This is a genomic window from Maribacter sp. PR1, from assembly GCF_028464145.1.
GTDB lineage: Bacteria > Bacteroidota > Bacteroidia > Flavobacteriales > Flavobacteriaceae > Maribacter.
Window position 1 is genome coordinate 387,731 of record NZ_JAQPCG010000004.1, and the last position, 25,476, is coordinate 413,206.

Consider the following 25,476-nt stretch of genomic DNA (forward strand, 5'->3'; position numbering starts at 1 on the left):
AAAATGTAGAAGTGAATGCAACAGATTATAAATTTTCTGATTAGATACAAAATCTTTTTGCTTTACCTTTTCTTACTGCTCATCTCTCTTATTTTTACTTTTCAGTCACACTCTTACCATCAGTCCAGGTTTCTGAATTCCGCTAATTATTTTTCCGGAAACATCTACGAGTTTTTTGATAATACTACTTCCTATTTCGGTTTAAAGGAGGAGAATCGAAAATTGCTTAGGGAAAACCAAAGGCTTAGATATCAACTCTACAACAAAAACACGGATACTATACAGCCCCTAGACTCTTTAGAAAACAATTACCTTGTTGTAAGGGGCAGGGTCATAAAAAACAGTTATTCAGACCAACGCAACTATATTACCATCAATAAAGGAAAAACGGATAGCGTAGAGCAGGATATGGGTGTAATTACCTCTAAAGGAATTCTTGGTATCGTAGAAAACACTTCCAATGGCTTTTCTACGGTGCAAAGTATTTTAAATGAAAAATCTAACATCAACGCAAAAATAAAAAACTCGAATCATTTTGGTTCCTTGATTTGGAATACGGAAGATTATAATACCGTGCAATTAGTAGATATACCAAGGTTAGTGGAACTTACCATTGGTGACACCATAGTAACGGGTGCAATGAGCAGTATATTCCCAGAGAATGTTCCCATTGGGACCATTAAAAAATTTGATTTGGACACATCTCGAAGTTTTTATTATATCGATGTAGACCTATTTAATGATATGACCAATATTGAAAGTGTATACATTATAAAAAACCTAAATCGGGAGGAAATAATAGAGTTACAGGAGGAAACAGAAATAAATGATCAATAACACCTTTTTTATAAACTTAATTAGGTTTGTTCTTTTAATACTAGTGCAAATACTTGTATTTAATAGGCTAAATTTTTTTGGTTTTATTAACCCAATGGTGTACGTTTTATTTCTTTACTGGTATCCAATTAAAAAAAACAGAACCAACTTTATTCTCATATGTTTTCTACTTGGCCTTTTAATTGATATTTTTTCTGACACATTGGCTATAAATACCGCCGCAACCGTATCTATCGCCTATTTAAGGCCCTCAATAATGAGATTCGTTTTTGGAGTAAATTATGAGTTTCAAAGCTTTAAGTTAAATAGCTCTACCAGGGCACAACAATTCACATTTTTAGCGTTATTAATTGTAATCCATCATGTTATATACTTTACTTTAGAGATTTTCAGTTTTGCCAACATTCTGCTAATCATTCAAAAAAGTATAACGATAGGGGTTTCATCAATAATTTTATGTTTATTGTTAAGTTCGTTATTCAGTACTAAAAAAGAATGAGAAAAATTCTACTATCATCGATAATCATTGTTATAGGCCTTACTTTTCTAAGTAGGTTGTCCTACTTACAGATTTTCAGTTTTTCTCCAGACCAAGTTATTGAAGACCCTAGTATAAAAAGAGTATATACGTATCCTGAAAGAGGTTACATTTATGACCGAAACGGACATCTTTTGGTAGGAAACGACCCGGCATACGATGTAATGGTTATCCCAAGAGAAGTAAAACCATTGGATACACTCGAATTTTGCAGTATGTTGGGCATTGACAAAGAAAAGTTTGTCGAAAAATTGAGAAAAGCCCAAGTCTATTCTCCCAGATTACCTTCAGTATTGGTACCCCAGCTTTCCAAAGAGGATTATGCCAAGTTACAAGAGAAAATGAGAAAATATACTGGATTTTATATTCAGAAACGCTCATTAAGATATTATGATACACCAAGTGCAGCTAACGTCTTGGGATATATAAGTGAAGTTAATGAGGGAGACTTGGCAAAAAATAAATATTATATACAAGGGGAACTAAAAGGTAGAACAGGGGTCGAAAGATATTATGAAGATCTATTAAGGGGTAGAAAAGGAGTGGAATATATTCAGAAAGATCGTTTTAATAGGGATTTAGGACCTTACAAAAACGGAACTTTGGATACACTTCCGGAACAGGGAAAACAAATAAGCATTACCTTGGATAAAATCCTTCAAGAATACGGTGAAAAATTAATGGTAGGCAAAAGAGGAGGTATTGTTGCCTTGGAACCTGCTACAGGTGAAATTTTGAGTATGATATCGGGTCCAACCTATGACCCTTCCCTTCTGGTAGGCAGACAACGATCTAAAAACTACACGGAATTATATAACGACACCATAGCGAATCCTACATGGGATAGATCAATACATGCCCAACAGCCTCCAGGGTCTCCATTTAAAACTTTAAACGCCCTTATCGCATTGCAAGAAGGGGTCTTGGACGAATCTACCACCATAAGGTGTTACCATGGATTTTATGTGGGTAGAAAAAAAAGAGGCTGTCATTGTGGTGGTGGACTTCGTAACCTGAACAGCGGTATATTCCAGTCTTGTAATGCCTATTTTGCTGGGGCTTTTCGTAAAATTTTTGAAAAATTCGACACTACGGATGATGCCATGGATGTTTGGGAAGGGCATATGAAAAGTTTTGGACTTGGCGATTATCTTGGGTACGATTTACCGTTCGGACAAAAAGGAAGAATTCCCAGTAAGGAATATTATGATAAATGGTATGGAGACAATAGGTGGAGTTCGTCCTTTATTATTTCAAATGCGATAGGACAAGGAGAGATTTTGGCAACTCCTGTACAACTTGCAAATATGACGGCTGCCATTGCCAACAGAGGCCATTATTTCACGCCCCATATCCTTAAGAAAATTGAGGGCCAGGATATCACCAATCCTAAATTCACAGAAGCCAAACATACCACTATAGATTCAAAATATTTTGAACCTGTGGTACAGGGAATGGCCGATGTATATAGAAAAAAAGGAGGTACGGCATACTGGCTCCAAGTCCCTGGTATTGAAATTGCAGGTAAAACCGGTACGGCGGAAAACTTTACTAAAATTGACGGAGTAAGAACACAACTTACCGATCACTCCGTTTTCGTTGCTTTTGCCCCAGTCGATGACCCAAAAATAGCAATAGCCGTTTATATTGAAAATGGCTACTTTGGATCTAGATACGCAGGTCATATCGCCACTTTAATGATAGAAAAATATTTAAAGGGAGAAATCTCAAGAAAGGACCTGGAGAAAAAAATGCTGGAAAAAACCTTGGAGCACGAATACGCCAAACCATATAGTGGTGAGGAATTTAAAATAAACGAACGTGTTTGGTAAGGTTCTAAGAAGAATAGATTGGCTTTCGATTCTTATCTATTTGGCACTTGTTTTCATTGGGTGGATCAATATCTACTCCAGTACTTTTACCGAGGAACAGACTTCACTCTTAGATTTTGGGACCCGTTCTGGAAAGCAGCTATTCTTTATCATTGTCAGTTTCGTTACTATAATTATAATTCTTGCCTTAGAGGTAAATTTCTATGAACGCTTCGCAAGTCTATTCTATCTTATTTCCATGATTTCCCTTTTGGGACTTTTTATATTTGGCAAAACAATTGCTGGGGCCACATCTTGGTATGATTTAGGCTTCTTTAACCTGCAACCTTCCGAGTTGGCAAAAGTGGCGACTGCATTGGCACTGGCCAAATATTTGAGTGATATACAAACAGACCTCCGGCGTAGAAAGGATCAATTATATGCCTTGTTAATCATTCTTATACCTGCAATTCTCATAGTTCCCCAACCAGACCCTGGAAGTGCCTTGGTTTTCTTTGCCTTGGTTTTTGTAATCTTCAGAGAGGGCTTGCCATTATATTACTTGGGAATCGGACTTACCTTGATACTAATTTTTATAACGACGCTCATGTTCGGGACTATTTGGTTAGTCATAGGTCTTGTTTTGTTCATCATATTGTTCTTTCTCCTAAAAAGAAAATCTTTTAGGGTCCCAATAATTCCCTTGGTCATAGGTTCAATCGCCATTGTTCTATTTTCATTATCCGTGAACTTTGTTTTCAACAATGTTTTTGAGCAAAGGCATAGGGACAGATTTAGCCTATGGTTACGTTTGGAAAAAGACCCAGCCAAATTGGAACAGATTCGAAAAACTATTGGTTACAATTCTTATCAATCTGAAAAAGCTATTGAATCTGGAGGTTTTTTTGGGAAAGGATTCCTTGAGGGTACCAGAACGAAAGGGGATTTTGTACCAGAACAGGATACGGATTATATTTTTACGACTATTGGCGAAGAATGGGGTTTTATAGGTACGGCAACAGTAATCGTTCTTTTTTCCATTCTTTTTCTAAGATTGATTTTTCTTGCAGAACGACAGAAAAACGATTTTGCAAGAATGTATGGTTATGGCGTAATCTCTATATTATTAATACACTATTTCATAAATATAGGTATGGTCATCGGTATTTTGCCAACCATTGGTATTCCTCTTCCTTTTTTCAGTTATGGAGGCTCAGGATTACTTTTTTTCACTATTCTTCTTTTTGTATTCTTAAAATTGGACACCAATAGGCTAAAGGAAAGCTTTTAAAAACTCCAGTTTTCCAAATCAACCGTGCGTTCTAAACCTCTTTCAATTTTCTCATCGAGTTGCGGAAAAAAGTCGATACCGGTATATTTTTCTATACTATCTATGGAAACGGCAAAGTTTTGAAAGGGAACACTTTGTTCCTTTCCGGGCAACAGAAATCCAATTATCCTAAGTTTCCCTTCATCCTTACGAGCAATAATCTTATAGAAATACGCTGGAACATCCACATCTTCATGCCCTATTTCCACCAAACCAGCCTCCAATACACCACCTGTAATAACATTGAGCCTTCCATACCTTTTGGCCCATTGCCTCACATGAATTTCCAATCTATTCCAAATTCCAGAATTAAAACCCCTATCCTGCGGACTAATGTTGCTTGTGTAAAAAGTTTCATTATAAGCCTGCTCTGAAAATCTCCGATCCCCAGCAGGGCACAAATGTCCCCTATCATATCCAGAACCCCTGTAATTTCTCCAATCCGCGGATTTAGACTTTACCCATGGATCTTCTATAAAGTAGGGTCTAGTTCGGTCATCATAGGTCAGGTGTTCCCTATCTAAAATATACGCTACCCATTCCGCTTGTTCAAACGGTTCATTGTAGGATAACGAATAATAGGAATGGTGAACTATGTCGCCCGTTGTTGAGCTCGGGAGATATACTTCTGGAAAAGAGCTTATATCATTCCCTTCAACGCTTTTGGAATAGCTACTCGGTGTATAAAAGTTTTCAAAAATCCAAAAACCAACGATACATAGTACTATTAAAATGGAGTAAATAGTCTTATTTTTACTATATCTGGCCATCTCTCAAAGTTAGTTGAATTTTGTAAGATTTTAATAAATCGACCGACTTATGGCATAGATCAAAACACAATAAAAAAGAAACGAAAATATATGGCTTTAACTTGGAAAGATGTTATCCATTACTCAGTAAACGGAAACCCTATTCCTGAAAAAAGGGTGGAAAAAACCGAGGAAGAATGGAAGAAAACATTAACACCTGAACAGTATAGAATTACCAGGGAAAAAGGAACCGAGGCTCCACATACTGGAGCATTATGTAGTGTACATGACGCTGGAAAATATGAATGTGTTTGTTGCGGAACCCCTTTGTTCGATTCAAGCATAAAATTTGAATCTGGTACCGGCTGGCCAAGTTTTACGCAACCAATAAAAGATAACACAATCAAATATATAAAGGATTCCTCATTTGGAATGATTCGGGTAGAGGTGCAGTGCAATACTTGCGATGCCCATTTAGGACATGTCTTCCCCGATGGTCCACCCCCCAGCGGATTACGTTACTGTATCAATTCTGAATCTATGAGAATGATAAAGGAGAAAACAAATGAATAAACCAAAATTAGAAACTATAACCTTAGGAGGTGGCTGTTTTTGGTGCACCGAAGCAGTATTTCAGGAACTCAAAGGGGTAACCTCTGTAGTTTCAGGCTATACGGGCGGCTCGGCTCCCGGTAAACCAACTTATAGGGAAATATGTTCCGGACTCACAGGTCATGCAGAAGTTGTACAGGTGACTTTTGATATGGCTGTAATTACGTTATACGAAATATTGCAAATTTTCATGACCACTCATGATCCTACAACCTTAAATAGACAAGGAGCTGATGTTGGTACTCAGTACCGATCTGTTATTTACTATAAAAATGAGGTTCAAAAAGAAATAGCGAAAAATGTGCTGAATGACATTACGCCCCTTTATAAAGCGCCGATAACTACTGAACTGAGTCCGTTGGGTGTTTTCTATGAAGCGGAGGAAGACCATCAAGATTATTACAAAAACAATAAAAGTCAAGGCTATTGTCAAGTGGTTATCAATCCCAAACTGGCAAAGTTGAGAAAACTATACGCGGAAAAGGTAAAATAAAAAAGCCCCTTTAAATAAAGGGGCTTTTTTATTAATTTACAAACTAGTTCTTTACACTGCTCGCTAATTTTATGTTTTTTAGATTATTCATTTTTAAATCCTCTAGGACATTAACCGCTTCTTCCACGTAAACATCTTTAGCAAGATTTTTATGCCAACGATCTCTCTTTTCCCTTAACACAGAATCTTGAGTAAATAATTCTTGTTCATATTTCAATGATTCAAAGGTCAATTTGGAATCGTAATTTGAAAGATTTTTAAAATAGTCCGATTGTTCCTTGTCCTTATCTTTTTCTTCTTTGTAAGTAACATAATTAAGGGAAATTTCAGTTTCGTCTTGCTCAGATTTCAACCATTTTGCATTTTCCTCTATTAGTTTAATTTGGGAATTACTTGCCATTCTCTTCTTACTCTTTTCAACGGTTCTATCATAATCCAAGTAACCATCCCATGGTTCATAATCAGCCGGTGTAATCTTATCCCATTTTAATGGATTGGATTGGTCTCGCTCTCCAAGATCTATATAACTATATCTATCTGGTACGACTACATCACTTTTTACACCTTCTAACTGTGTGGATCCACCATTAATCCTATAAAATTTCTGTGTAGTTAATTTTATGGCGCCTAAATCACCATGTTCATTACTGCGTACGATATTGGATAATGGGATTACATTTTGAACAGTACCCTTACCAAATGTTTGCTTACTTCCGATTACAATGGCTCTTTTATAATCCTGCATCGCTGCTGCCAAAATTTCAGAAGCCGATGCTGAAAGTTCGTTTACAAGAATCACTAATGGTCCATCCCACTGAATTCTTTCATCCTTATCATCATAAACATCCTTTTCTTTATTACCAGACCTTACTTGAACAATAGGACCATCTTTAATAAAAAGACCTGCCATTTCTACCACCGTCTTTAAAGATCCGCCTCCATTGTCCCTTAAGTCCAAAATAAGACCTTCTATTCCTTCTCCTTTTAAACGCTCAACTTCTTGAGCAACATCAGTTGCAGCATTTCTTTCATTATAGTCTTCAAAATCAACATAAAATTTAGGAAGATTGATAATTCCAAACTTTTCGTCTCCTTTAATGATATTGGCGGATTTGGCATAGGATTCCTCTAACTCCACTACATCCCTTGTCAATGATATCTCCTCTAGGGAACCATCTACCTTTCTAACCGTTAAGTTTACCACAGTTCCTTGAGGACCCTTTATTAATTTAATGGCATCGTCCAAACGCATACCAACAATATTGATGGGTTCTTCATCATTTTGACCTACTTTCAAAATTTGATCACCAACTTCCAAACGCTGGTCTCTCCATACAGGCCCACCTGAAATAATTTCTACAATTTTTGCCCCTTCAGGTTTTTTCTGAAGTCTGGCGCCTATACCCTCAAACTTACCGGACATATTCATGTCGAACTTTTCCTTTTCATCAGGAGCAAAGTAAAAAGTATGTGGATCAAATTCATCCACTATGGTATTGATATATTGTACAAACCAATCCTTACGATCCAAATCATCTACAAAATCAAAAAACTCGTCTAAAGTAGATTCCGTTGATTCCCTTGCTTCTATCTCCGCTTCTTCGGGTGTATGTGCAGCATGATCATGATCATCAGTAATAGCATCGTCCATAGCCTTCTCAGCATGAGAAATTTTAGAATCATAAGTTCCTAAAGTAGCATATTTCAGTTGCTTTCTCCAACGTTCCGACAACTCATTCTTATTTGAAGCGAAAGGCTCCTCTTCGTACTTTATGCTTATACTTTCGTTCTCCGTGTAATCAAATGGTTTTTGCAAAACCTCCTTGTAAATCTCTTTAGCATCCCCCATTCTTTGCATTAACCTATCATAAACCAAATTGAAAAAGGATATATCCGTATTCTTTATTTGATCGTCTATTTGAAATTTGTACTGTTCAAAATCCGCGATATCAGATGCTAAAAAATATCGTTTTGTTGGATCTAGCACATCAATAAAATCTTCAAAAACACTAACAGAAAAATCATCGTCAATGTCTTTGGGCTCATAATGACCCTTCTCCAAGACATAGGTTATTAAATCCAACAACAATTTATCCTTGTCATCATTGTCAAAAGACTTATTGGTGAAACTACAGGAGGCAACTGCAACCAGCAACACCGTTAAAACGTAGGCTAAATTTCTTTTCATAAATATATTTTTAAATCTATTTTTCAAAACCTTTGAATTTGAGGATTATATAAACGACATCTACGTCGAAATCCCCTAAGATAAAGAAAAAACCATGCCAATTAAGAGACGGAGAATTAATTTTTTGTTAAACGGCCTCCTCGACAAATCCTATTTAAAAACGTATTTTTACTCCAGAAAGTATACAGTATGGGAAAACCTTTGATATTGGTCACCAACGATGATGGAATTACCGCTCCGGGGCTCCGCGCATTGGTCTCCTATATGAAGGAAATCGGTGATGTAGTTGTCGTTGCTCCGGACAGTCCTCAATCCGGTATGGGGCATGCCATTACCTTGGACAGCACCTTGTATTCCAAAAAAATGCAAGTAGACCTAAGTCATACCGGTACCGAAGAATATAGCTGTAGCGGTACGCCTGCGGATTGTGTAAAATTAGGATTGCAAGAGTTATTGGAAAGAAAGCCGGATATCTGTGTCAGTGGTATCAATCATGGATCAAACTCCTCTATTAATGTGATATATTCCGGTACTATGAGTGCCGCCATAGAAGCAGGTATCGAAGGAGTTCCTGCCATAGGTTTTTCACTGTGCGATTATAACTGGGAAGCTGATTTCTCACCCGCTGAAAATTTTATAAAAAATATAGTAAGGGAGGCGCTACAGTGTGGAATTCCAAAAGGAGTGGTGTTGAATGTAAACATCCCCAAACTTCCTCAGCAAGAGTTAAAAGGCATAAAAGTTTGCAGGCAGGCTAAAGCCAATTGGAAGGAAAAATTTGATAAGCGTACCAATCCCATGGGTAAAGATTATTATTGGCTTACCGGTGAATTTGAGCTTCTCGATAAAGGAGAGGATACAGATGAATGGGCCTTGGCAAACGGATACATTTCCATAGTACCTACCCAATTTGATCTAACCGCCCATCATGCTATTCAGGATATAAATAATTGGAACTTAAAATGAATATTAAAAAAGAACTTTTAATTGGATTTTTGGTGGGTGTAATAGCCAATACCATTGGAACTCTGGCCTACATTATTTTATTTTCCGACCTAAGTATCCTTGAAACCTATAACGCTGCCGTTGCACAAGGTCATGTTGGTAGCTTATTAGCTTTGGGTGCTGTTCTAAATCTAATTGCATTTTTCGGTTTTTTAAGGATCAAAAGGGACAACCGGGCCAAAGGTGTTCTAATTGCCACTATTTTGACAGCTTTTGTAATTCTTTACTACAAAGTCTTTTAAAATGAAATATTACATTATTGCAGGCGAGGCTTCAGGGGACCTCCATGGCTCTAACCTGATTAAGGCCCTGAAGATTGAAGACCAAGAAGCTAAAATCCGTTCTTGGGGAGGGGATTTAATGGAACAAGCCGGTGCAGAACTTGTAAAGCACTATAAAGAAATGGCATTCATGGGTTTTCTGGAAGTGATAATGAACTTAAACACCATTTTTAAAAATATTGATTTTTGCAAGAAGGATATTGAAAGTTATAATCCAGACATTATAGTTTTTATAGATTATTCTGGTTTTAATTTAAGAATTGCCAAATGGGCCAAGGAAAATGGATATAAAACCAATTATTATATCTCACCCCAAATATGGGCATCCCGTGAAAGTAGGATTGAGAAAATTAAAAGAGATATAGATGCCATGCATGTAATTCTTCCTTTCGAAAAGGATTTTTATGAAGGCAAACACAACTACCCAGTAAACTTCGTAGGTCACCCTCTAATCGATGCTATCTCAAAAAGGGAAGAAGTGAACGTACACAAATTTAGGGCCTCATTCGATATTGATTTACAAAAACCTATCATTGCCCTATTGCCTGGAAGTAGGAAACAGGAAGTGGAAAAAATGCTTTCCGTAATGCTTTCCGTGACCAAAGACTTTCCCGAATATGAATTTGTAATAGCAGGGGCTCCAAGTTTGGACTCAGCATTCTACCGGCCTTTTCTGAAAGGTGAAAATATAAAAGTGGTCCAGAACAAAACCTACGACCTGCTCTCTATATCAACAGCTGCCTTGGTTACCAGTGGAACCGCAACGCTTGAAACTGCACTATTCGGTGTTCCCCAAGTGGTTTGTTATAAGGCCAATTGGATTTCTTATCAAATAGCAAAAAGAATAATTACACTGGAATATATTTCTTTGGTAAACTTAATTATGGATAAGGAAGTGGTAAAGGAACTAATCCAAAACGACTTGAGCACGGCCCAGCTTAAAAAAGAATTGGCTGCAATATTAACGGGCGAAAGAAGGACTGAAATATTAAACAATTACTCGGCTTTAAAAATAAAATTAGGAGGTGAAGGCGCAAGCCAAAAAGCTGCAAAATATATAATAGAAAATGCCAAATCGTAGTATAAATCAGTCTATTATAAAATAATTCTATAATTTTGATGTTCAAGTAAAAGATACTACTTGGAATCCATGCGCAACATATCCTTTATTTTACTTTTGGTTTTGGTGGCAAGTTGTGGTAGTCAAAAAAACTCTAGGTCTACAAAAAATCGCACCGTTTCCGTAGCTGCAGCAGATGAAGCTCGAAAAGGAAACAATAGCGATTCACCGAAAGTACACCCTGAATCTATTGGCGAAGAAACACCCAACAGATTCGACTCCAAAGCAGACTATATCATAAATACGGCATTGACATTTTCAGGTGTACATTATAAATATGGAGGTACATCTCGAAAAGGAATGGATTGCTCCGGACTATTGTATGTTTCGTTTGCCGAACATGACATTAACCTGCCCAGAACCTCTATTCGAATGGCGGAAAGGGGTAAAAAAATTCGTGTTAGGGATGTGGCCAAAGGTGATTTATTATTTTTTAAAACCAGTAAAGGCTCAAAACGTATCAACCATGTGGGTATGGTTGTCAAGGTAGAAAAGGACGAAATTAAATTTATCCATGCTTCAACATCCAGAGGCGTTACCGTATCCTCCTTAAGAGAAGGTTTCTGGAACCATGCCTTTGTAAAAGCTACCAGAATACTCTAACATGAAGTTATTGGCGTTTGTTCCCATTAAGCTTACGCTACTTCTTATTCTCGGGATTTTAATAGGTTACTTTGCTCCCTTTGATCTAAAACTTTCCTTGATATTTTTACTCTCTTGCACAATTATACTGGGATATCATTTTTTAAATACTAGGCAAGGGAACCTAAGTTTTGGAATCGCAGCTGCCTTTACCGTTATCGCAATCGGGATTTTTGTCAGTATCTATGCGCAACCTAAAAATCATGAAACCCATTTTAGCAAACTCATTAAAGATCAAAACCCAATTCTTAAAATAAAAATTAGGGAGGTTTTAAAACCAAATACATTCTCCCAAAATTATATAGCCTCAGTGTTATCCGTAGATAATACTAAATCCACTGGAAAGTTACTTATAAACCATCAATTAGATTCTACTTTTAAATTGCTAAGTGTAGATGATGAGTTGTTTCTTAATTCAAGAATAAGTTCCATAAAACCACCGCTAAACCCAAACCAATTTGATTATCAAAAATATATGGGGTATTTGGGTGTTTATGACCAAATAAGACTGACTAACACTAATTATTTCAAGCTTGTTATAGCTCCACGAACAATTATGGGTTACGCTCAGGAAATTAGGAGTAACATCATAAAAAAATTACAGAAAGAGGAATTTGGTGAAGAACAATTGGGGATAATACAAGCATTACTATTGGGCGAGCGCTCCAATATTTCCGAAAATACATATACCAATTACATAAATGCAGGTGCCGTTCATATACTCGCGGTTTCCGGACTTCATATTGGGATTCTTTTGCTTTTGATTCAGTTTCTACTACGTCCCTTAAAGTCTTTGCCAAACGGCAAGACGATTATTTTAATTACAACCGTTCTTTTACTTTGGGGGTTTGCTTTTATTGCCGGCCTATCGCCCTCCATCATTCGTGCTTGTTCTATGTTTACGTTTGTTGCCTATGCCATGTACTTAAATAGGCCGACAAACAACTTCAATATTCTGGCACTCTCTATGTTCTTTGTACTACTTATTATAAATCCCAATCTATTGTTTCAAGTTGGTTTTCAAATGAGTTATGCCGCCGTGTTTGCCATTGTCTGGATATATCCCCTTTTACAGAAATTCTGGTTTCCCAAAAACAAAGTGGTACGTTATATTTGGCAATTAATATCGGTTAGTATTGCGGCACAACTAGGAGTTTTACCCATTGGCTTGTTTTATTTTCATCAATTTCCCGGCTTATTTTTTATCTCCAACTTACTTATTGTTCCAGCTTTGGCCATAATACTTGGCACTGGGCTATTTATTATTTTTCTATCACTTTTTGATATGGTCCCAAACAAACTGGTTTGGTTTTACAATGAATTGATAGGGTTAATGAATACTATCGTTTACTGGGTTGCAGAACAGGAAGACTTTATTTTGAAGTCCATTTCATTCGATGTTCTTCAATTGATTTTGGGGTACCTTGTAATAGTAACTTTAGTATACGGCATGACCCGATTAAATTTTAAGAGCGTTATAACTTTTTTAATCTGTCTTTTTACTTTTCAAACGTATACCATTTTTGAGGAGTACGCTGCACTTAAAAAAATTCAGGTCATTATTATGCACCAAACTAGGAATTCGGTTATTCTCAGCAAGAATGGTAATGAGCTAAATGTTTTAAGTACAGATTCATCAAACGCCAAACGTTTGGTAGACAACTATGCCATTGCAGAACGAATAAATAAAATTCATTATATCCCGATAAAAAACGGTTATAAAGCAGAGAATTTCAACCTTCAGATAATTGATAGCTCTGGAATATTCATAGAAACAGAATCCAATACCACCTACTTACTGACCCAATCCCCTAAAATAAATCTTGAACGTTTAATTAATAAGAATAAGCCAAAGAAAATTATAGCAGATGGCAGTAATTATTCGAGTTATGTAGAAAGATGGAAAATTACCTGTTCTAAATACAAAATCCCATTTCACTATACCGGTGAAATGGGGTTTTATCAACTGAAATAAGCTTATTTAATGATTGGCAAGTTCAAAATCCTCGGCCTCCTCATCAGAGATTTTAGATTCTCCGTCTTCCGCACCATGTGCCAATCGCTTGAGAGGTTTTAGCATTAAAATTACCAGTACACCTATCAGGGACCATATCACTGCTATACCCGTAAAAATCTCAAATTCACCTAACTCTTGTGAGGCTTGACCTATTAATCCTGCTACCTTGTTACCTAGGCCCGTTGCAGCCCAATAGAGTCCCATGATAATTGAGGCATATTTTAAAGGTGCCAATTTAGTGATGTAGGATAGGGAAACTGGAGATGCACATAATTCCCCGATAGTATGTAATAAATATGCCAATATCAACCAATACATTGCAGAAGAACCATTGGCCTCATATTCCAGAGATGCCGCACTCATAAAACCAAAACCTAAGGCCATAATAATTAACCCCACCGCAATCTTAAACATAGAGGATGACTCCTTTCCCTTTTTACGCCATTTCAGCCAAAAAGCGCCGACTGCTGTTGCTAGGGTTATAATAAAAAATGAATTCACGGATTGAAAAACAGAGGCAGGTATTTCAAACAAACCAAAAAAGTTACGGTCCGTCTTTTGTGAAGCGTATAGATTCATAAGTCCTCCAGCCTGTTCAAATGCAGCCCAGAAAAGAATAATCAGTAAAAATGAAATCAATAGAACCTTAATACGGTCTTTCTCAATTTTTGTAAGTGGCCTATCTAAAATTTCCCTATCCTTCTCGTTTTTTCTACTAATAAGATTACCCACATTTTTCAAATACTTTTGTCCCCATATATAAACGGCCTGACCCAAAAACATTCCGATGGCAGCCAAACCAAACCCATAGTGCCAGTTGATGTTCTCTCCAACATATCCACATAAAATAGGGGCTAAAAAGCCTCCGATATTGATTCCCATATAAAAAATGTAAAAGCCAAGATCTCTACGTTCATCCTTAGCTTTATATAGACCGCCCACCATAGAAGATATATTGGGTTTTAAACAGCCCACACCTAGAATAATAAATAGACAACCTATATAAAATGTGGTTTCGGAGTTCAATGCAAGCACTGCATGCCCAATACATAATAGGGCTCCCCCTAACATTACTGTTTTTTTCTGCCCCAAAAGCCTATCGGCAATCCACCCACCGGGAATGGAAGATACGTAAACAAGCATGGTATACCACCCATAAAGGGCCAAGGCTTCGTCATTGGTCCAACCAAATCCCGCATTACTAGATGTAGTCTCCGCTACCAAAAACAACGTGAATAAAGCTCGCATTCCGTAATAGGAAAAACGTTCCCACATTTCTGTAAAAAATAGGATATAAAGACCCACGGGGTGGCCAAATAATTCTTTCTTATGAGCTGGTTTAGCGTATGCCATAATTTCTTGATTTGGTTTTTAGGTTGATTATAAATTTTCCTTTACAAAATTGGTCATCTTGTTAAACAAATGAATTCGGGTGTTTCCGCCATAGATACCATGATTTTTATCCGGGTAAATGGCCCAATCGAATTGCTTGTTCGCCTGTACAAGGGCTTCTATCATCCGCATCGTGTTTTGTACATGCACATTATCATCTCCCGACCCATGGATAAGTAAAAAATCACCCTTAAGCAATTCGGGATAGTTAAAAGGTGAATTATCATCATATCCACCGGGATTTTCATCTGGTGTACGCATGAAGCGCTCGGTGTAAATAGTATCATAAAATCGCCATGAAGTAACAGGGGCAACGGCAATGGCCATTTCAAAAGTATCGTTTCCCTTTAGTAGGGAATTGGTTGCCATATGCCCACCAAAGCTCCAACCCCATATCCCGGTCCTATCGGCATCAATATACCCTCTCTCACTTAACTTCTTTGCTGCAGCAATTTGATCTTCGGTCTCATACTTGACCAGATTTAAATACGTGATTTTTTTAAAATCCCTTCCTTTGTAACCCGTTCCACGGCCATCAACGCAAGCTACAATATAACCCTCGGCCACTAAGGTCTGATGCCAATAATCCCTGGCATTGAACCAAGTATTACTTACACTTTGGGAACCTGGACCACTATATTGATACATGAGCAAGGGGTATTTTTTTGAAGAATCAAAATCCTTAGGCTTTATAATGTACATATTTAAATCGTAGCCGTTTATATTTATGGTTGAAAACTCCTTTGGGTTAATGTTATAATCATTCAATTTGCTCAACAAAGCTGTATTATCTTTAATATCCTTGACCTTTTTACCGGTAAGTGCATGGTGTAAGGTATACACGGGTGGTGTTGTCGCATTAGAGAATGTGTTGATGAAATAGGTAAAGTCCGTACTGAAAGATGCTGAATTGGTTCCTTCACTTACGGCAAGCTCTTTTTTCTTGCGGCCATCACTTCCTACACTGTAAACACCTCTATTGATTGAACCATTTTCGGTAGATTGAAAATAAATTTTATCCTCATCCTGGTCATACCCATAATACCGTGTAACTTCCCATTCCCCTTTGGTAATTTGGTTCATTAATTCACCATCGTGATTATAGAGATAAATATGGTTCCAACCGTCTTTTTCACTACTCCAAATGAAACTATCATCTGCCAAAAAAGTGAGGTTGTCCGTAATATCTACATAAGCATCATCGGTTTCTTCAAGAAGTAACTCAAAGGTATTGGTCTTGGCATTCACCTCATATAGCTTCAAATTGTTTTGGTGTCTGTTAATGGTCTGAACACTTAACGAGTTTGCGTTGTTCATCCATTTGATCCTTGGTATGTAATAGGGGTTCCCGAAATCAATATTCGAAATAGTACCGCTTGTAATATCCAATATGTGCAAACTTACCGTGGCATTATCCTCACCTGCCTTTGGGTATTTAAATACGTTTTGCTCAGGATATTTTTCGGTACCGTACATGTCCATTGAAAATTCCGGTACATTGGTCTCATCGAATCTTAAAAATGCGATTTTAGACCCGTCGGCATTCCACTCAAAGGCCCGCACGAAGGCAAATTCTTCCTCGTAGACCCAATCGGTCACTCCATTTATTATTTTATTCTTTTCTCCGTCCAGGGTCATTTGCTTGGTTTCACCATCACCCAAGTCCATTACAAACAAATTGTTGTTCTTGACAAAGGCGACCTTTTTTCCATTTGGGGATAACGCAGGTTCCTGTATTTTGTCCCTACTTATTTTAGTAAGTTTTTTGGAAGCAATATCATAGATATAAAAAATTCCTAGCGTTGACCTTCTAAAAATAGACTCGACTTCCGTGGCCAATAATACTTTAGACTCGTCATCACTAAATTGGTAGGAAGAAAAACTTGATACACCATCCAAATCCTCGGAAGAAACTATTGTTTCAACTTTTTCCAAGGTTCTATAATCATACTTATCAATGTATGAAATCTTCTTACTCCGGTCGGAATTCAAAACTGTGTATTGTTTTCCATTGTTCATAGATCGTAATACATCCAACCCTTGGGTACTAAATGTTCCTGTATAAATATCTTCTACGGTAACCTTTTTTTCTTGGGCAAAAATCCCCGACTGAAAACCAATAAAGCAAAGCGCTAGAATGTATAATATTCGCATGAAATGATGAAATTTGTTAAATTCTCCAAGTTTAATACTAATTCTATAAAAAACCTCGGTTTTACCTATAAAAAGAACTCAACTTTAACGCTGCTTTCACGTTCATTTACGTTCATTTATGTTCGTGTCATTATCCTTATCTTTGCCCGTAAATACCAATTTTAATACCTCTTAATAGGTTTTAAAAGTGAGCCAACTTTACCTAGAAAACGTATAGAATGACAAAACCGATAAGTGGTTTTTCCAAGCTTTCCAAAACAGAAAAAATAAATTGGATTGCAAAAAACTACACTCAAAAACCCGACCAGTCCAAAAAAATCCTTGAAACTTATTGGAATACAGATTCCAGGGTACAGCAGCTCCATGATGAGTTCATAGAAAACACGATAAGCAACCTTTATATGCCCATGGGGATTGCACCCAACTTTTTAATTAACAACACCCTTTACGCCATTCCTATGGCCATTGAAGAAAGTTCTGTGGTAGCCGCGGCCAGCAAGGCTGCCAAGTTTTGGTTCAATAAAGGGGGATTTAAGGCAAAGGTTCTAGGAACGGAAAAAGTAGGGCAAGTCCATTTTATCTTTAAAGGCAGTTATCCTAGACTAGAATCCTTTTTCAATGATACAAAGTCGAAATTAATATCGGATGCAGACCACCTAACCAATAGTATGGTAAAACGTGGCGGAGGCATATCCAATATAGAACTAAGGAATAAAACAAAAGAGTTGGAAAACTATTTTCAACTGCATTGTACTTTTGAAACTAAAGACGCGATGGGCGCCAACTTCATTAATAGTTGTCTGGAGCAATTTGCCGCCACGCTTAAGAATGAGGCCCTACACTATTCGAAGTTTTCCGAGGAAGAGCGACAGATTGAAGTAGTAATGAGTATTCTTTCCAATTATGTTCCTCACTGTTTGGTTAGGGCCGAAGTAAGTTGCCCAATCCAAGAATTAACCATTTCCAAGGACATCTCACCCAAAGACTTTGCGGAAAAGATGCTCAGGGCTGTGGAAATAGCAAAGGTGGAACCCTATCGTGCCGTAACCCACAATAAAGGTATTATGAACGGTATCGATGCTGTGGTACTTGCCACTGGTAACGATTTTAGGGCGATTGAAGCTGGGGCGCATGCCTATGCCTCCAAAAATGGGACTTACAGTAGTTTAACCCATGCCGAAATAATTAATGAAACATTTAAGTTTTGGATTCAAATACCTTTAGCCTTGGGCACCGTTGGTGGATTGACCAAACTTCATCCTATGGTAAAACTAAATCTTGAAATTCTACAAAATCCTTCCGCACAGGAATTGATGCAAATTATGGCCGTTGCCGGATTGGCACAGAATTTTGCGGCGGTTAGTTCTTTGGTTACCACAGGAATACAAAAAGGACATATGAAAATGCACCTGATGAACATTCTAAACCAGCAAAATGCTACCGAAGAAGAAAAGGAATCTATCATAGCTCATTTTAAAACGCACACGGTAACCCATAGAGGCGTTTTAAATGCCCTTGAAAATTTGAGAAGGCAGTAATGGAAGAGTTTTACAGCAATGGAAAATTATTACTTACCGGGGAATATGCAATATTAGATGGGGCTAAAGGATTGGCAGTACCCTCTAGGTACGGACAATTTTTGACCGTTAAACAATCTAACACAGGTGAGATTAACTGGCGAAGTTTAGGCGATACAAATACACCTTGGTTTACTGCAGACTTGGCATTGCCTAATCTTGAAATACTTGACACCTCAGACACTTCTTTAGCAAATAGACTTGTTCAAATATTTGAAGCGATAAGTAACCTCAACACCTCTTTTATTAATGACTACCAAGGCAGTTATATCGATACCAAATTGACCTTTCCAAGACACTGGGGGTTAGGTTCGTCCTCCACACTCATCAATAATATGGCCAACTGGGCTCAAGTGAATCCGTACGACCTTTTATCTGCTAGTTTTGGCGGTAGCGGATATGACATTGCCTGCGCTCAAAACAATTCTCCTATAACCTATAGCAATAAGAAGGATTCCCCAATAATTGAAAAGGTTGATTTCAACCCTTCTTTTAAGAATCAAATATTCTTTGTTCACTTGAACAAAAAACAAAATAGTAGGGATGCCATTAATTCCTACAGAAAACTTACTATGAACAAAGAGGTATTGATCAGGGAAATTAACCAACTTACCCTACAAATGACTCAATGTCATAGTCTCTCTGAATTTGAAGGAATAATGGCCACCCATGAAAATTTAATTTCCAAAACTCTGGATATACCTACTGTAAAACAACAGCTTTTCAATGACTTTCCTGGAAGTATTAAAAGTCTTGGAGCATGGGGAGGTGACTTTATAATGGCAACGGGCACTCTGGAGGAGATGCGTTATTTTAGCCAAAAAGGATTTACAACCATACTTTCCTATACTCAAATGATATTATAGAAAAGGCCCTCTTTTTATGAGGGCCTTTTTTACTTCTTTTTATTGATTTACTAGTAGAATATAGCTCTCTTATCCTCTATTTCGGAGGATTCCTTAAGCGCATTATAAACTTCAGTGTTCACTCTGTTCCCAGCATTTGTCTTTAAAGTATTGGCGTATGTAGCGTAATTATCCAATTTCGGAGCTTCTGACTTCTTGGTAAGTTCAATTTTAAAAATCCCTGTATTGCCTTCTATCAAACCAGAGGTATCTCCTTCATTCATACCATATGCCGTGCCAACAACAACAGGCTCGCTTCCTGCACCAGGAATTGTGGGGGATTTAACGGTCAACGCACTCGCCGTAGAGACAGTAGTGCTGTTATCAGAAGCAATAGCATCCATTGCCTTACCTTGATTCGCAGCTATTATTTGTGCTGCTTTTCTTTCCTTTCTTATAATCGGCAATACTGTTGCAGAGGCATCTTCAGGACTCATAAGTCCTTCCTTATAACTTCCAGTTAATTGTACCACGGCGTAACCATTGTTGATGTTAAACCTCTTGATATCTCCAACTTCCGTATCCTCATTAAACGCCCATTGTACAATACTCCTTTGCGCACCCAAACCAGGTAGGTTTTCATCCAATTGCTTGATTTTGTTCACTGGTCTAACTAAGTACTCGTTCTCTTTGGCTATTTCCGAAAATGAGCTTTCGTCCGCAATAGTTTCCATTTCAAATTTTGTCGCGTCCGTAAACAGCATATTTGTCGTTTCTTCGGATGGTACAATTTCCCTGGACAAGGTTGCTACTTGAACAATATCTTCCTTATCATCAACCTTGATAATGTGAAAACCAAAATCGGTTTCTACCAATCCAATAGTACCGACTGAATTTCCAAATGCAAAATCATTAAATTCAGGAACCATTGTTCCTTGCTGAAAGTATCCAAGGTCACCCCCGTTTGGGGCAGAAGGACCATCGGAATTGTCCCGAGCCAATTCGGCAAAAACTACACCAGACTTTTTAGCCTCAGCCAATAATCTATTGGCCTCTTTTTCTGCTTCTTCCTTTGTTCTTGTAACCTCAGGATTTGCACGTGTAGCACCTTCATAGGCTATAAGTACATGACTAGCCTTTACAGAACCATTGGGCTTTCTACCCATCATTTTGGTTACTTTATAAGAACCCGCATCTTTATAGGGACCATAAATCTCACCTACATTTAAAGTCATTAAAGTGTCGGCAACACTGGATGGAAGATTCTTCTTCGCTTTGTAGATTGTATCGAATTTAACATCTGAATGTCTATCCAAGAATGCCGCCATATCATCAGTGTTTCTAAAACCACTGATGGTATCGTTTCTATCCTTTTGCGAATTATATTCTACAGAGTCATCCAACAATTTTGTCACTTCCTCCTTTACTGAAGCATCATCCTCTTCAGAAGGCCTTTCGTTGAAATAAACAAACTGGATATCCCTAGCAGGTTCTTGTTTAAAGTCCTCCTTGTGGTCGTTTATATAATCCGAAATTTCACTTTTCGTAACTGTGATGGTGCTGTCGGGGATAGAAGAATAGGGTACTCGTACATATCTAATATCCAATTTTTCATTGGCGAGCTTATAATCCAACTCTCCCTCTTTTAAAGTGGCACCAACTCCAGCTTTTACAAGGTCGAAATAGGTTTGTTCCTTGGCCATTTGGATAATTTCCTTTTCGGTCTGCAACCAAAAATCGTATTGTGCAGGATTGTTGTTTTTCCAGTCCAAAACTGTTGTCTTAAATCTATTGGCATCAAAAACACCATTTTCATTCTGAAATTCAGGATTCTGGGCATAACCTGTAGTTCTAAGAAAATCCACAATTTGGTCTTGCTCAATACCGATACCCAAATCTTCAAATTGTTCTTCTAAGATGCTTCTTCTAACTTCTTGATCCCATACTTGGTTCATTGTTTGCATGGAAGATACCGTAGGTCCCATTCTTTGCGAAGCTGTTTCCACTTTTTGCCTAAACTCATCAATGGAGATTTCATTTCCATTAATTTCAGCTACCGAAGAACCCATCTTTCCTCCAGCCCCAAAATTGCTACTTGTAAATACGCCTGAAATAACAAAGGCGAAAAGTGCCAAACCAATAATCAGTATTAAAACTGTGGTACGTTTTCTAATATTTTCTAAAACTGCCATCCTATCGAATCAAATAATTTAAATCAGTTCGCGAAATTACCATTTTTAATTGAAATAATAAAAACTAAAAAACACTCCAAAAGGCTTTAGGGGAAGCTTGTAATCCCCTAAAAAGAAACCAACCTATATTCACCTTGACCCATAAAAAAAATTCCATCAAGATAGTTGGTAAATATGGAGTGGCCAGTGTTATTCCTCTTCTAATAATTCTAGAGAAACCAAGTCGATTTTGGTATTGGAGACTTCTAACACCGTAAACTTAAAAAGGTCGATTACAATCTCAGAATCCTTCTCTGGTATTTCACCTACTTGGTGCACTAAAAGCCCACCCAAGGTCTCGAACTCATCCCCTACCGGGAGATCTAGTTTATAATTTTCATTAATATAATCCACTTCCAAGCGAGCAGAAAATAGAAAATTTCTTTCATCAATTTCTTCCTCCTTCAAGTCTGTTGAATCATGCTCGTCCTCAATTTCACCAAACAGCTCTTCCACGATGTCCTCGACAGTCATTAGTCCGGAAGTTCCGCCATACTCGTCTAAAACCACGGCTATACTCTTTCTCTTTTTAATAAGTACATTTAGGATATCCTGAATCAACATAGTTTCCGGTACAAACTCCACCGGCAGTAAAATGCTCTTTATGGTCTTGGGCTTTTTAAATAACTCATAGGAATGTACATAACCGATTACATTGTCTATGGTATCCTTAAAGATTAAAATTTTAGAAAATCCGGTCTCCGTAAACAGCTTCGCAAGATTTTTTGGTGTCTCATGAATTTCCACGGCCATTATCTCCGTTCGCGGCACCATGACCTCTCGAGCTTTAACCTCGGCAAATTCCAAGGCATTTTGAAAAATCTGAATTTCAGAATCCACTTCATCTTCTTCCTCCACCGTTTCCATTTGTTCCGTTATATAGTCCCCCAATTCCAATTTGGTAAAAGCCAACTGCACCTCATCACCAGAAGTCCTGAAAATATATTTTAGGATAAAGTCCGATACGTAGATCACAAAATCGGATATCAAGCTAAAAATCAAATAAAATAAATAGGCCGGAATGGCCAAGAGCTTTAAAAGACTGTTGGCATAAATCTGAAATAATACCTTGGGCAAAAATTCCGCAGTTATAAGAATGACCAAAGTTGATATGATGGTTTGTGACAGTAGACTAAAATCCGTCAGCAAAGCTCTAAGAATTTCATTCCCGGGGTTCATTCCAGCAAACCAGTTCATGAGTAATTCACCCATAAAAAGACCATAGACCACCAATGCTATATTATTACCTATGAGCATGGTAGCAATAAATTTAGATGGTTTTTTTGTGAGTCTAGTTAGAACTTTTGCTAAAAACCCGGCTTGTTTCTTTTCTATTTCAATATGGATTTTATTGGCTGAAACAAAAGCTATCTCCATTCCGGAGAAAAATGCCGAAAATAGTAAGGAAAGAACAATAATTAAGATACCACTATCCACCTTTATTTCTGATTATCCTTATTTCGTTGTTCAAATTTTTTACGGTAATTCCTACGAAAAAGGAACATTGATATAGAAACAACTGCGAAAAAAATAAAAAAATAAGCCATATTTCTATCGGTGTTCCAATCCGTATATATCCGGTAAATGGAGAAAATGGCGACAATAATGTAGAGGTACTCTGTATATTTTAAAATCTTAATCATTTTTATCTTCTTTAATCAACATTAGACCATACGTTTTATGGGCATTTAAAAACGTCAAGTCTTTCTTAATATCCATTCCTTCGCCATCCATAACAGTCCCATCTTCTGGATTTGTGAATTTAAACTTTTCTTGTGTAAACGCCCATTCGTTTTCTCGATCATAATATAATTGGGGAGCCTCAAGTTTTTTTCCATCATGCCCTTTTATAACAACATTGCCTTGTAAATCAATAATTGTTGTAGCGGCATAGTAGATACCATAGTCAGCCTCTATCGTAGTCTTTTCATTTTTCTCATTAAAAATTTCCACAAGCAATCCCTCAGGAAAGGTTTGATGAGGAAATTCTAAATTTTCAAAATCATTTCGTATCGGACCCGAAATAACAGCCAGTATTTTTGAAGAACCTGCTTCCTCCGAACTCAATTTATCCGGCATTTCAGTATAGGTAAGTACAAAATTCTCAGCTACGCCTTGCGGGAATATCTCTTTTTTAGCCTCATCACCTACCCGTTTATAATCGTCCTTGCATGAAAAAAAAAGCATTGCCATGAAAATCATGGCAATGCCCTTAAATATTTCTGCACAATGTTTTGTCATTTTATTTACAAAGCAGGTACCTTAACGCTACCTCCTACCCAACAAGAGAAGGATACCGTCTGCCCAGCTTTACCTGAACTAAAAATCATCTCCTTGGTCGGTGCTTTGGCATTATAACTTGTAGCAGCTTGACTAGCTCTTCCACTTAAAGCAGGATCTACCCTTCCAGCTTGTCTTGCCATATCCGCAGCTTTCCAATAAATAGCTCTTTTATCAAAAGGTGTACTGCCACATTCATTGGCACTACTAGCATAAAGGCTCGCAATTAATAAATAGGCTCTGCCATTTGCCGGATTTGCATCAATAGCCTTTTGCGCATAACTTCTAGCACTAGACCTACTTGTCTTAGTATAGCTTGTTGCAATTTTATAAGCTATGTTCGATTTTTTCTTGCCATCCGTTTCCAATTCCAAGGCCTTGTTAAAGTCTGCAACCGCACCTTGCGTATCCCCATTCTTTTTCTTTAAGGAACCTAGGTAAACATAAACGTCTGCAGAAGGATCAAGTTGTGCCTGCACCTCAACCATTTTTCCAAACAATGGATCGTCCGTACATTCTTTACCGTACATTCTACCTACTGCTCTTTTTACCCAGTTTATATCGCTTTTCTTTTCTTCAAAACTCTTCTCGTACAAAGGAATGAGATTACTACAATCTGCCAATGCCCCCAATTTAGAATCTATACTACCAGCAATTTTACCATAGTTTTCAGAATAAGAATTATAGACTCTCAAAGATCTTTTCTCCTTGGAAGTCAAGGTACCGGCCTCTTCTTTTGGAAGTAGTGTGGCAATCTTATCGGTAAGTTTGTCATTTTCTTCTTCTATCTTACCTGTAACGGCATCATATACATCAAAGACTTCCTGTAACTCCTTTTTTCCTTCACTGTGCAAATCAACCAAATTAGAAAAATAAAGATATAAGGCTTTGGGGTTGGTAAAGTTCTCCTCATCTTTGGTAAAGGCCTCTGATAACATGCTGTACATTTCAGCATCATCCGCCATTTTGTTATCGTACTTGGTCAAAGCCTTATCGACCATAGTTTCTCCAAAACTTGTCTTTGAAGAGAAATGCGTCAACTTGTTATCATACAGTCCAAGTAACTCATTAACATACCCTTCCTTTTCAGCCCCAGAAGCTTTGTCAATTTTATCCTTTAGGATGCGTTCACCATAAACGTAAATCGCATTGTTTAATTGGGGACACGTTTCATAAGTCTTTTTCCAAGGCTCATAGGCCGCATCATAATTTTTAACTTTTGCATGCTCTGAAAATATGGACAGGTTGGTCATACATTCAGGATTTTGTGCCTGTGCATTGCTTACTCCCATCATTCCAAGGAACATAATTGCCGCGAAGTAAAGTTTCGTTTTCATCATTCTAATTTTAAAAGTGGTTAATGTACTAAAATTT

20 protein-coding genes are annotated in these 25,476 nt (G+C 37.4%); 12 read left to right on the forward strand and 8 right to left on the reverse strand.

Annotated elements, in window-relative coordinates; all coding sequences use genetic code 11:
* Positions 1 to 15: 15 nt before the first annotated feature.
* From mreC to rodA, 3 genes are all read left to right on the forward strand, one after another.
* The gene (mreC, locus tag PP182_RS10715) at positions 16 to 837 is read left to right on the forward strand and encodes a rod shape-determining protein MreC (RefSeq protein ID WP_272651241.1); all 822 of its coding nucleotides are present in this window, start codon (positions 16 to 18) and stop codon (positions 835 to 837) included.
* 495 nt (positions 838 to 1,332) lie between these two features.
* Positions 1,333 to 3,207 carry a penicillin-binding protein 2 gene (gene mrdA, locus PP182_RS10725; protein WP_272651243.1) on the forward strand — a complete coding sequence of 625 codons (1,875 nt, stop codon included), beginning with the start codon at positions 1,333 to 1,335 and terminating at the stop codon, positions 3,205 to 3,207.
* Positions 3,197 to 4,477 (forward strand): rod shape-determining protein RodA, encoded by a 1,281-nt coding sequence (gene rodA / locus PP182_RS10730; RefSeq protein ID WP_272651244.1) that lies wholly within the window; start codon positions 3,197 to 3,199, stop codon positions 4,475 to 4,477. Before mrdA ends, rodA begins: the two co-directional genes overlap by 11 nt.
* Here rodA and PP182_RS10735 read toward each other — a convergent pair.
* Positions 4,474 to 5,286 (reverse strand): DNA/RNA non-specific endonuclease, encoded by an 813-nt coding sequence (locus PP182_RS10735; RefSeq protein ID WP_272651245.1) that lies wholly within the window; start codon positions 5,284 to 5,286, stop codon positions 4,474 to 4,476. The genes rodA and PP182_RS10735 overlap by 4 nt on opposite strands.
* A gap of 90 nt (positions 5,287 to 5,376) precedes the next feature.
* Between PP182_RS10735 and msrB the strand changes: the two genes are divergently transcribed.
* Both msrB and msrA read left to right on the forward strand, forming a co-directional pair.
* Positions 5,377 to 5,838, forward strand: a complete 462-nt coding sequence (msrB, locus tag PP182_RS10740; RefSeq protein ID WP_272651246.1) for a peptide-methionine (R)-S-oxide reductase MsrB — start codon at positions 5,377 to 5,379, stop codon at positions 5,836 to 5,838.
* Positions 5,831 to 6,370, forward strand: coding sequence for a peptide-methionine (S)-S-oxide reductase MsrA (gene msrA / locus PP182_RS10745; RefSeq protein ID WP_272651247.1), 540 nt, complete (start codon positions 5,831 to 5,833; stop codon positions 6,368 to 6,370). Before msrB ends, msrA begins: the two co-directional genes overlap by 8 nt.
* Before the next feature lie 43 nt (positions 6,371 to 6,413).
* Here msrA and PP182_RS10750 read toward each other — a convergent pair whose 3' ends face one another.
* On the reverse strand, positions 6,414 to 8,558 hold the full coding sequence (locus PP182_RS10750) for a carboxy terminal-processing peptidase (protein WP_272651248.1): 2,145 nt from the start codon (positions 8,556 to 8,558) through the stop codon (positions 6,414 to 6,416).
* A 189-nt stretch (positions 8,559 to 8,747) separates the two neighbouring features.
* Here PP182_RS10750 and surE point away from each other — a divergent pair, with 189 nt between their 5' ends.
* The 5 genes from surE to PP182_RS10775 all read left to right on the forward strand — a co-directional run bounded on the left by surE (position 8,748) and on the right by PP182_RS10775 (position 13,581).
* Positions 8,748 to 9,524 carry a 5'/3'-nucleotidase SurE gene (gene surE, locus PP182_RS10755; RefSeq protein WP_272651249.1) on the forward strand — a complete coding sequence of 259 codons (777 nt, stop codon included), beginning with the start codon at positions 8,748 to 8,750 and terminating at the stop codon, positions 9,522 to 9,524.
* On the forward strand, positions 9,521 to 9,805 hold the full coding sequence (locus PP182_RS10760; protein WP_272651250.1) for a hypothetical protein: 285 nt from the start codon (positions 9,521 to 9,523) through the stop codon (positions 9,803 to 9,805). Before surE ends, PP182_RS10760 begins: the two co-directional genes overlap by 4 nt.
* A 1-nt stretch (position 9,806) precedes the next feature.
* Positions 9,807 to 10,925 (forward strand): lipid-A-disaccharide synthase, encoded by a 1,119-nt coding sequence (gene lpxB, locus PP182_RS10765; RefSeq protein WP_272651251.1) that lies wholly within the window; start codon positions 9,807 to 9,809, stop codon positions 10,923 to 10,925.
* 69 nt (positions 10,926 to 10,994) lie between these two features.
* Positions 10,995 to 11,567: a C40 family peptidase gene (locus PP182_RS10770; RefSeq protein ID WP_272651252.1), complete on the forward strand. Its 573-nt coding sequence runs from the start codon at positions 10,995 to 10,997 to the stop codon at positions 11,565 to 11,567.
* A 1-nt stretch (position 11,568) separates the two neighbouring features.
* A complete protein-coding gene (locus PP182_RS10775; RefSeq protein ID WP_272651253.1) occupies positions 11,569 to 13,581 on the forward strand; it encodes a ComEC/Rec2 family competence protein in 2,013 nt (670 codons plus the stop codon).
* A 6-nt stretch (positions 13,582 to 13,587) separates the two neighbouring features.
* On the opposite strand, the gene PP182_RS10780 is transcribed toward PP182_RS10775, so the two are convergent.
* Together PP182_RS10780 and PP182_RS10785 are read right to left on the reverse strand one after the other, a co-directional pair.
* Positions 13,588 to 14,976, reverse strand: a complete 1,389-nt coding sequence (locus PP182_RS10780; RefSeq protein WP_272651254.1) for a peptide MFS transporter — start codon at positions 14,974 to 14,976, stop codon at positions 13,588 to 13,590.
* 27 nt (positions 14,977 to 15,003) lie between these two features.
* Positions 15,004 to 17,169 carry a S9 family peptidase gene (locus PP182_RS10785; RefSeq protein ID WP_272651255.1) on the reverse strand — a complete coding sequence of 722 codons (2,166 nt, stop codon included), beginning with the start codon at positions 17,167 to 17,169 and terminating at the stop codon, positions 15,004 to 15,006.
* A 218-nt stretch (positions 17,170 to 17,387) separates the two neighbouring features.
* Between PP182_RS10785 and PP182_RS10790 the strand changes: the two genes are divergently transcribed.
* A complete protein-coding gene (locus tag PP182_RS10790) occupies positions 17,388 to 18,707 on the forward strand; it encodes a hydroxymethylglutaryl-CoA reductase, degradative (protein WP_272651256.1) in 1,320 nt (439 codons plus the stop codon).
* Complete coding sequence (locus PP182_RS10795) at positions 18,707 to 19,612, forward strand: GYDIA family GHMP kinase (protein ID WP_272651257.1); 906 nt, start codon at positions 18,707 to 18,709, stop codon at positions 19,610 to 19,612. Before PP182_RS10790 ends, PP182_RS10795 begins: the two co-directional genes overlap by 1 nt.
* A gap of 50 nt (positions 19,613 to 19,662) precedes the next feature.
* Here PP182_RS10795 and PP182_RS10800 read toward each other — a convergent pair whose 3' ends face one another.
* The 4 genes from PP182_RS10800 to PP182_RS10820 form a co-directional block, all read right to left on the reverse strand.
* Positions 19,663 to 21,783: a peptidylprolyl isomerase gene (locus tag PP182_RS10800; protein WP_272651258.1), complete on the reverse strand. Its 2,121-nt coding sequence runs from the start codon at positions 21,781 to 21,783 to the stop codon at positions 19,663 to 19,665.
* Between the two features lie 189 nt (positions 21,784 to 21,972).
* Positions 21,973 to 23,193, reverse strand: coding sequence for a hemolysin family protein (locus PP182_RS10805; RefSeq protein WP_272651287.1), 1,221 nt, complete (start codon positions 23,191 to 23,193; stop codon positions 21,973 to 21,975).
* 264 nt (positions 23,194 to 23,457) lie between these two features.
* Positions 23,458 to 24,063, reverse strand: a complete 606-nt coding sequence (gene lptC / locus PP182_RS10815) for an LPS export ABC transporter periplasmic protein LptC (protein WP_272651260.1) — start codon at positions 24,061 to 24,063, stop codon at positions 23,458 to 23,460.
* A gap of 5 nt (positions 24,064 to 24,068) precedes the next feature.
* Positions 24,069 to 25,439, reverse strand: coding sequence for a tetratricopeptide repeat protein (locus PP182_RS10820; RefSeq protein WP_272651261.1), 1,371 nt, complete (start codon positions 25,437 to 25,439; stop codon positions 24,069 to 24,071).
* Between the last annotated feature and the right edge of the window lie 37 nt (positions 25,440 to 25,476).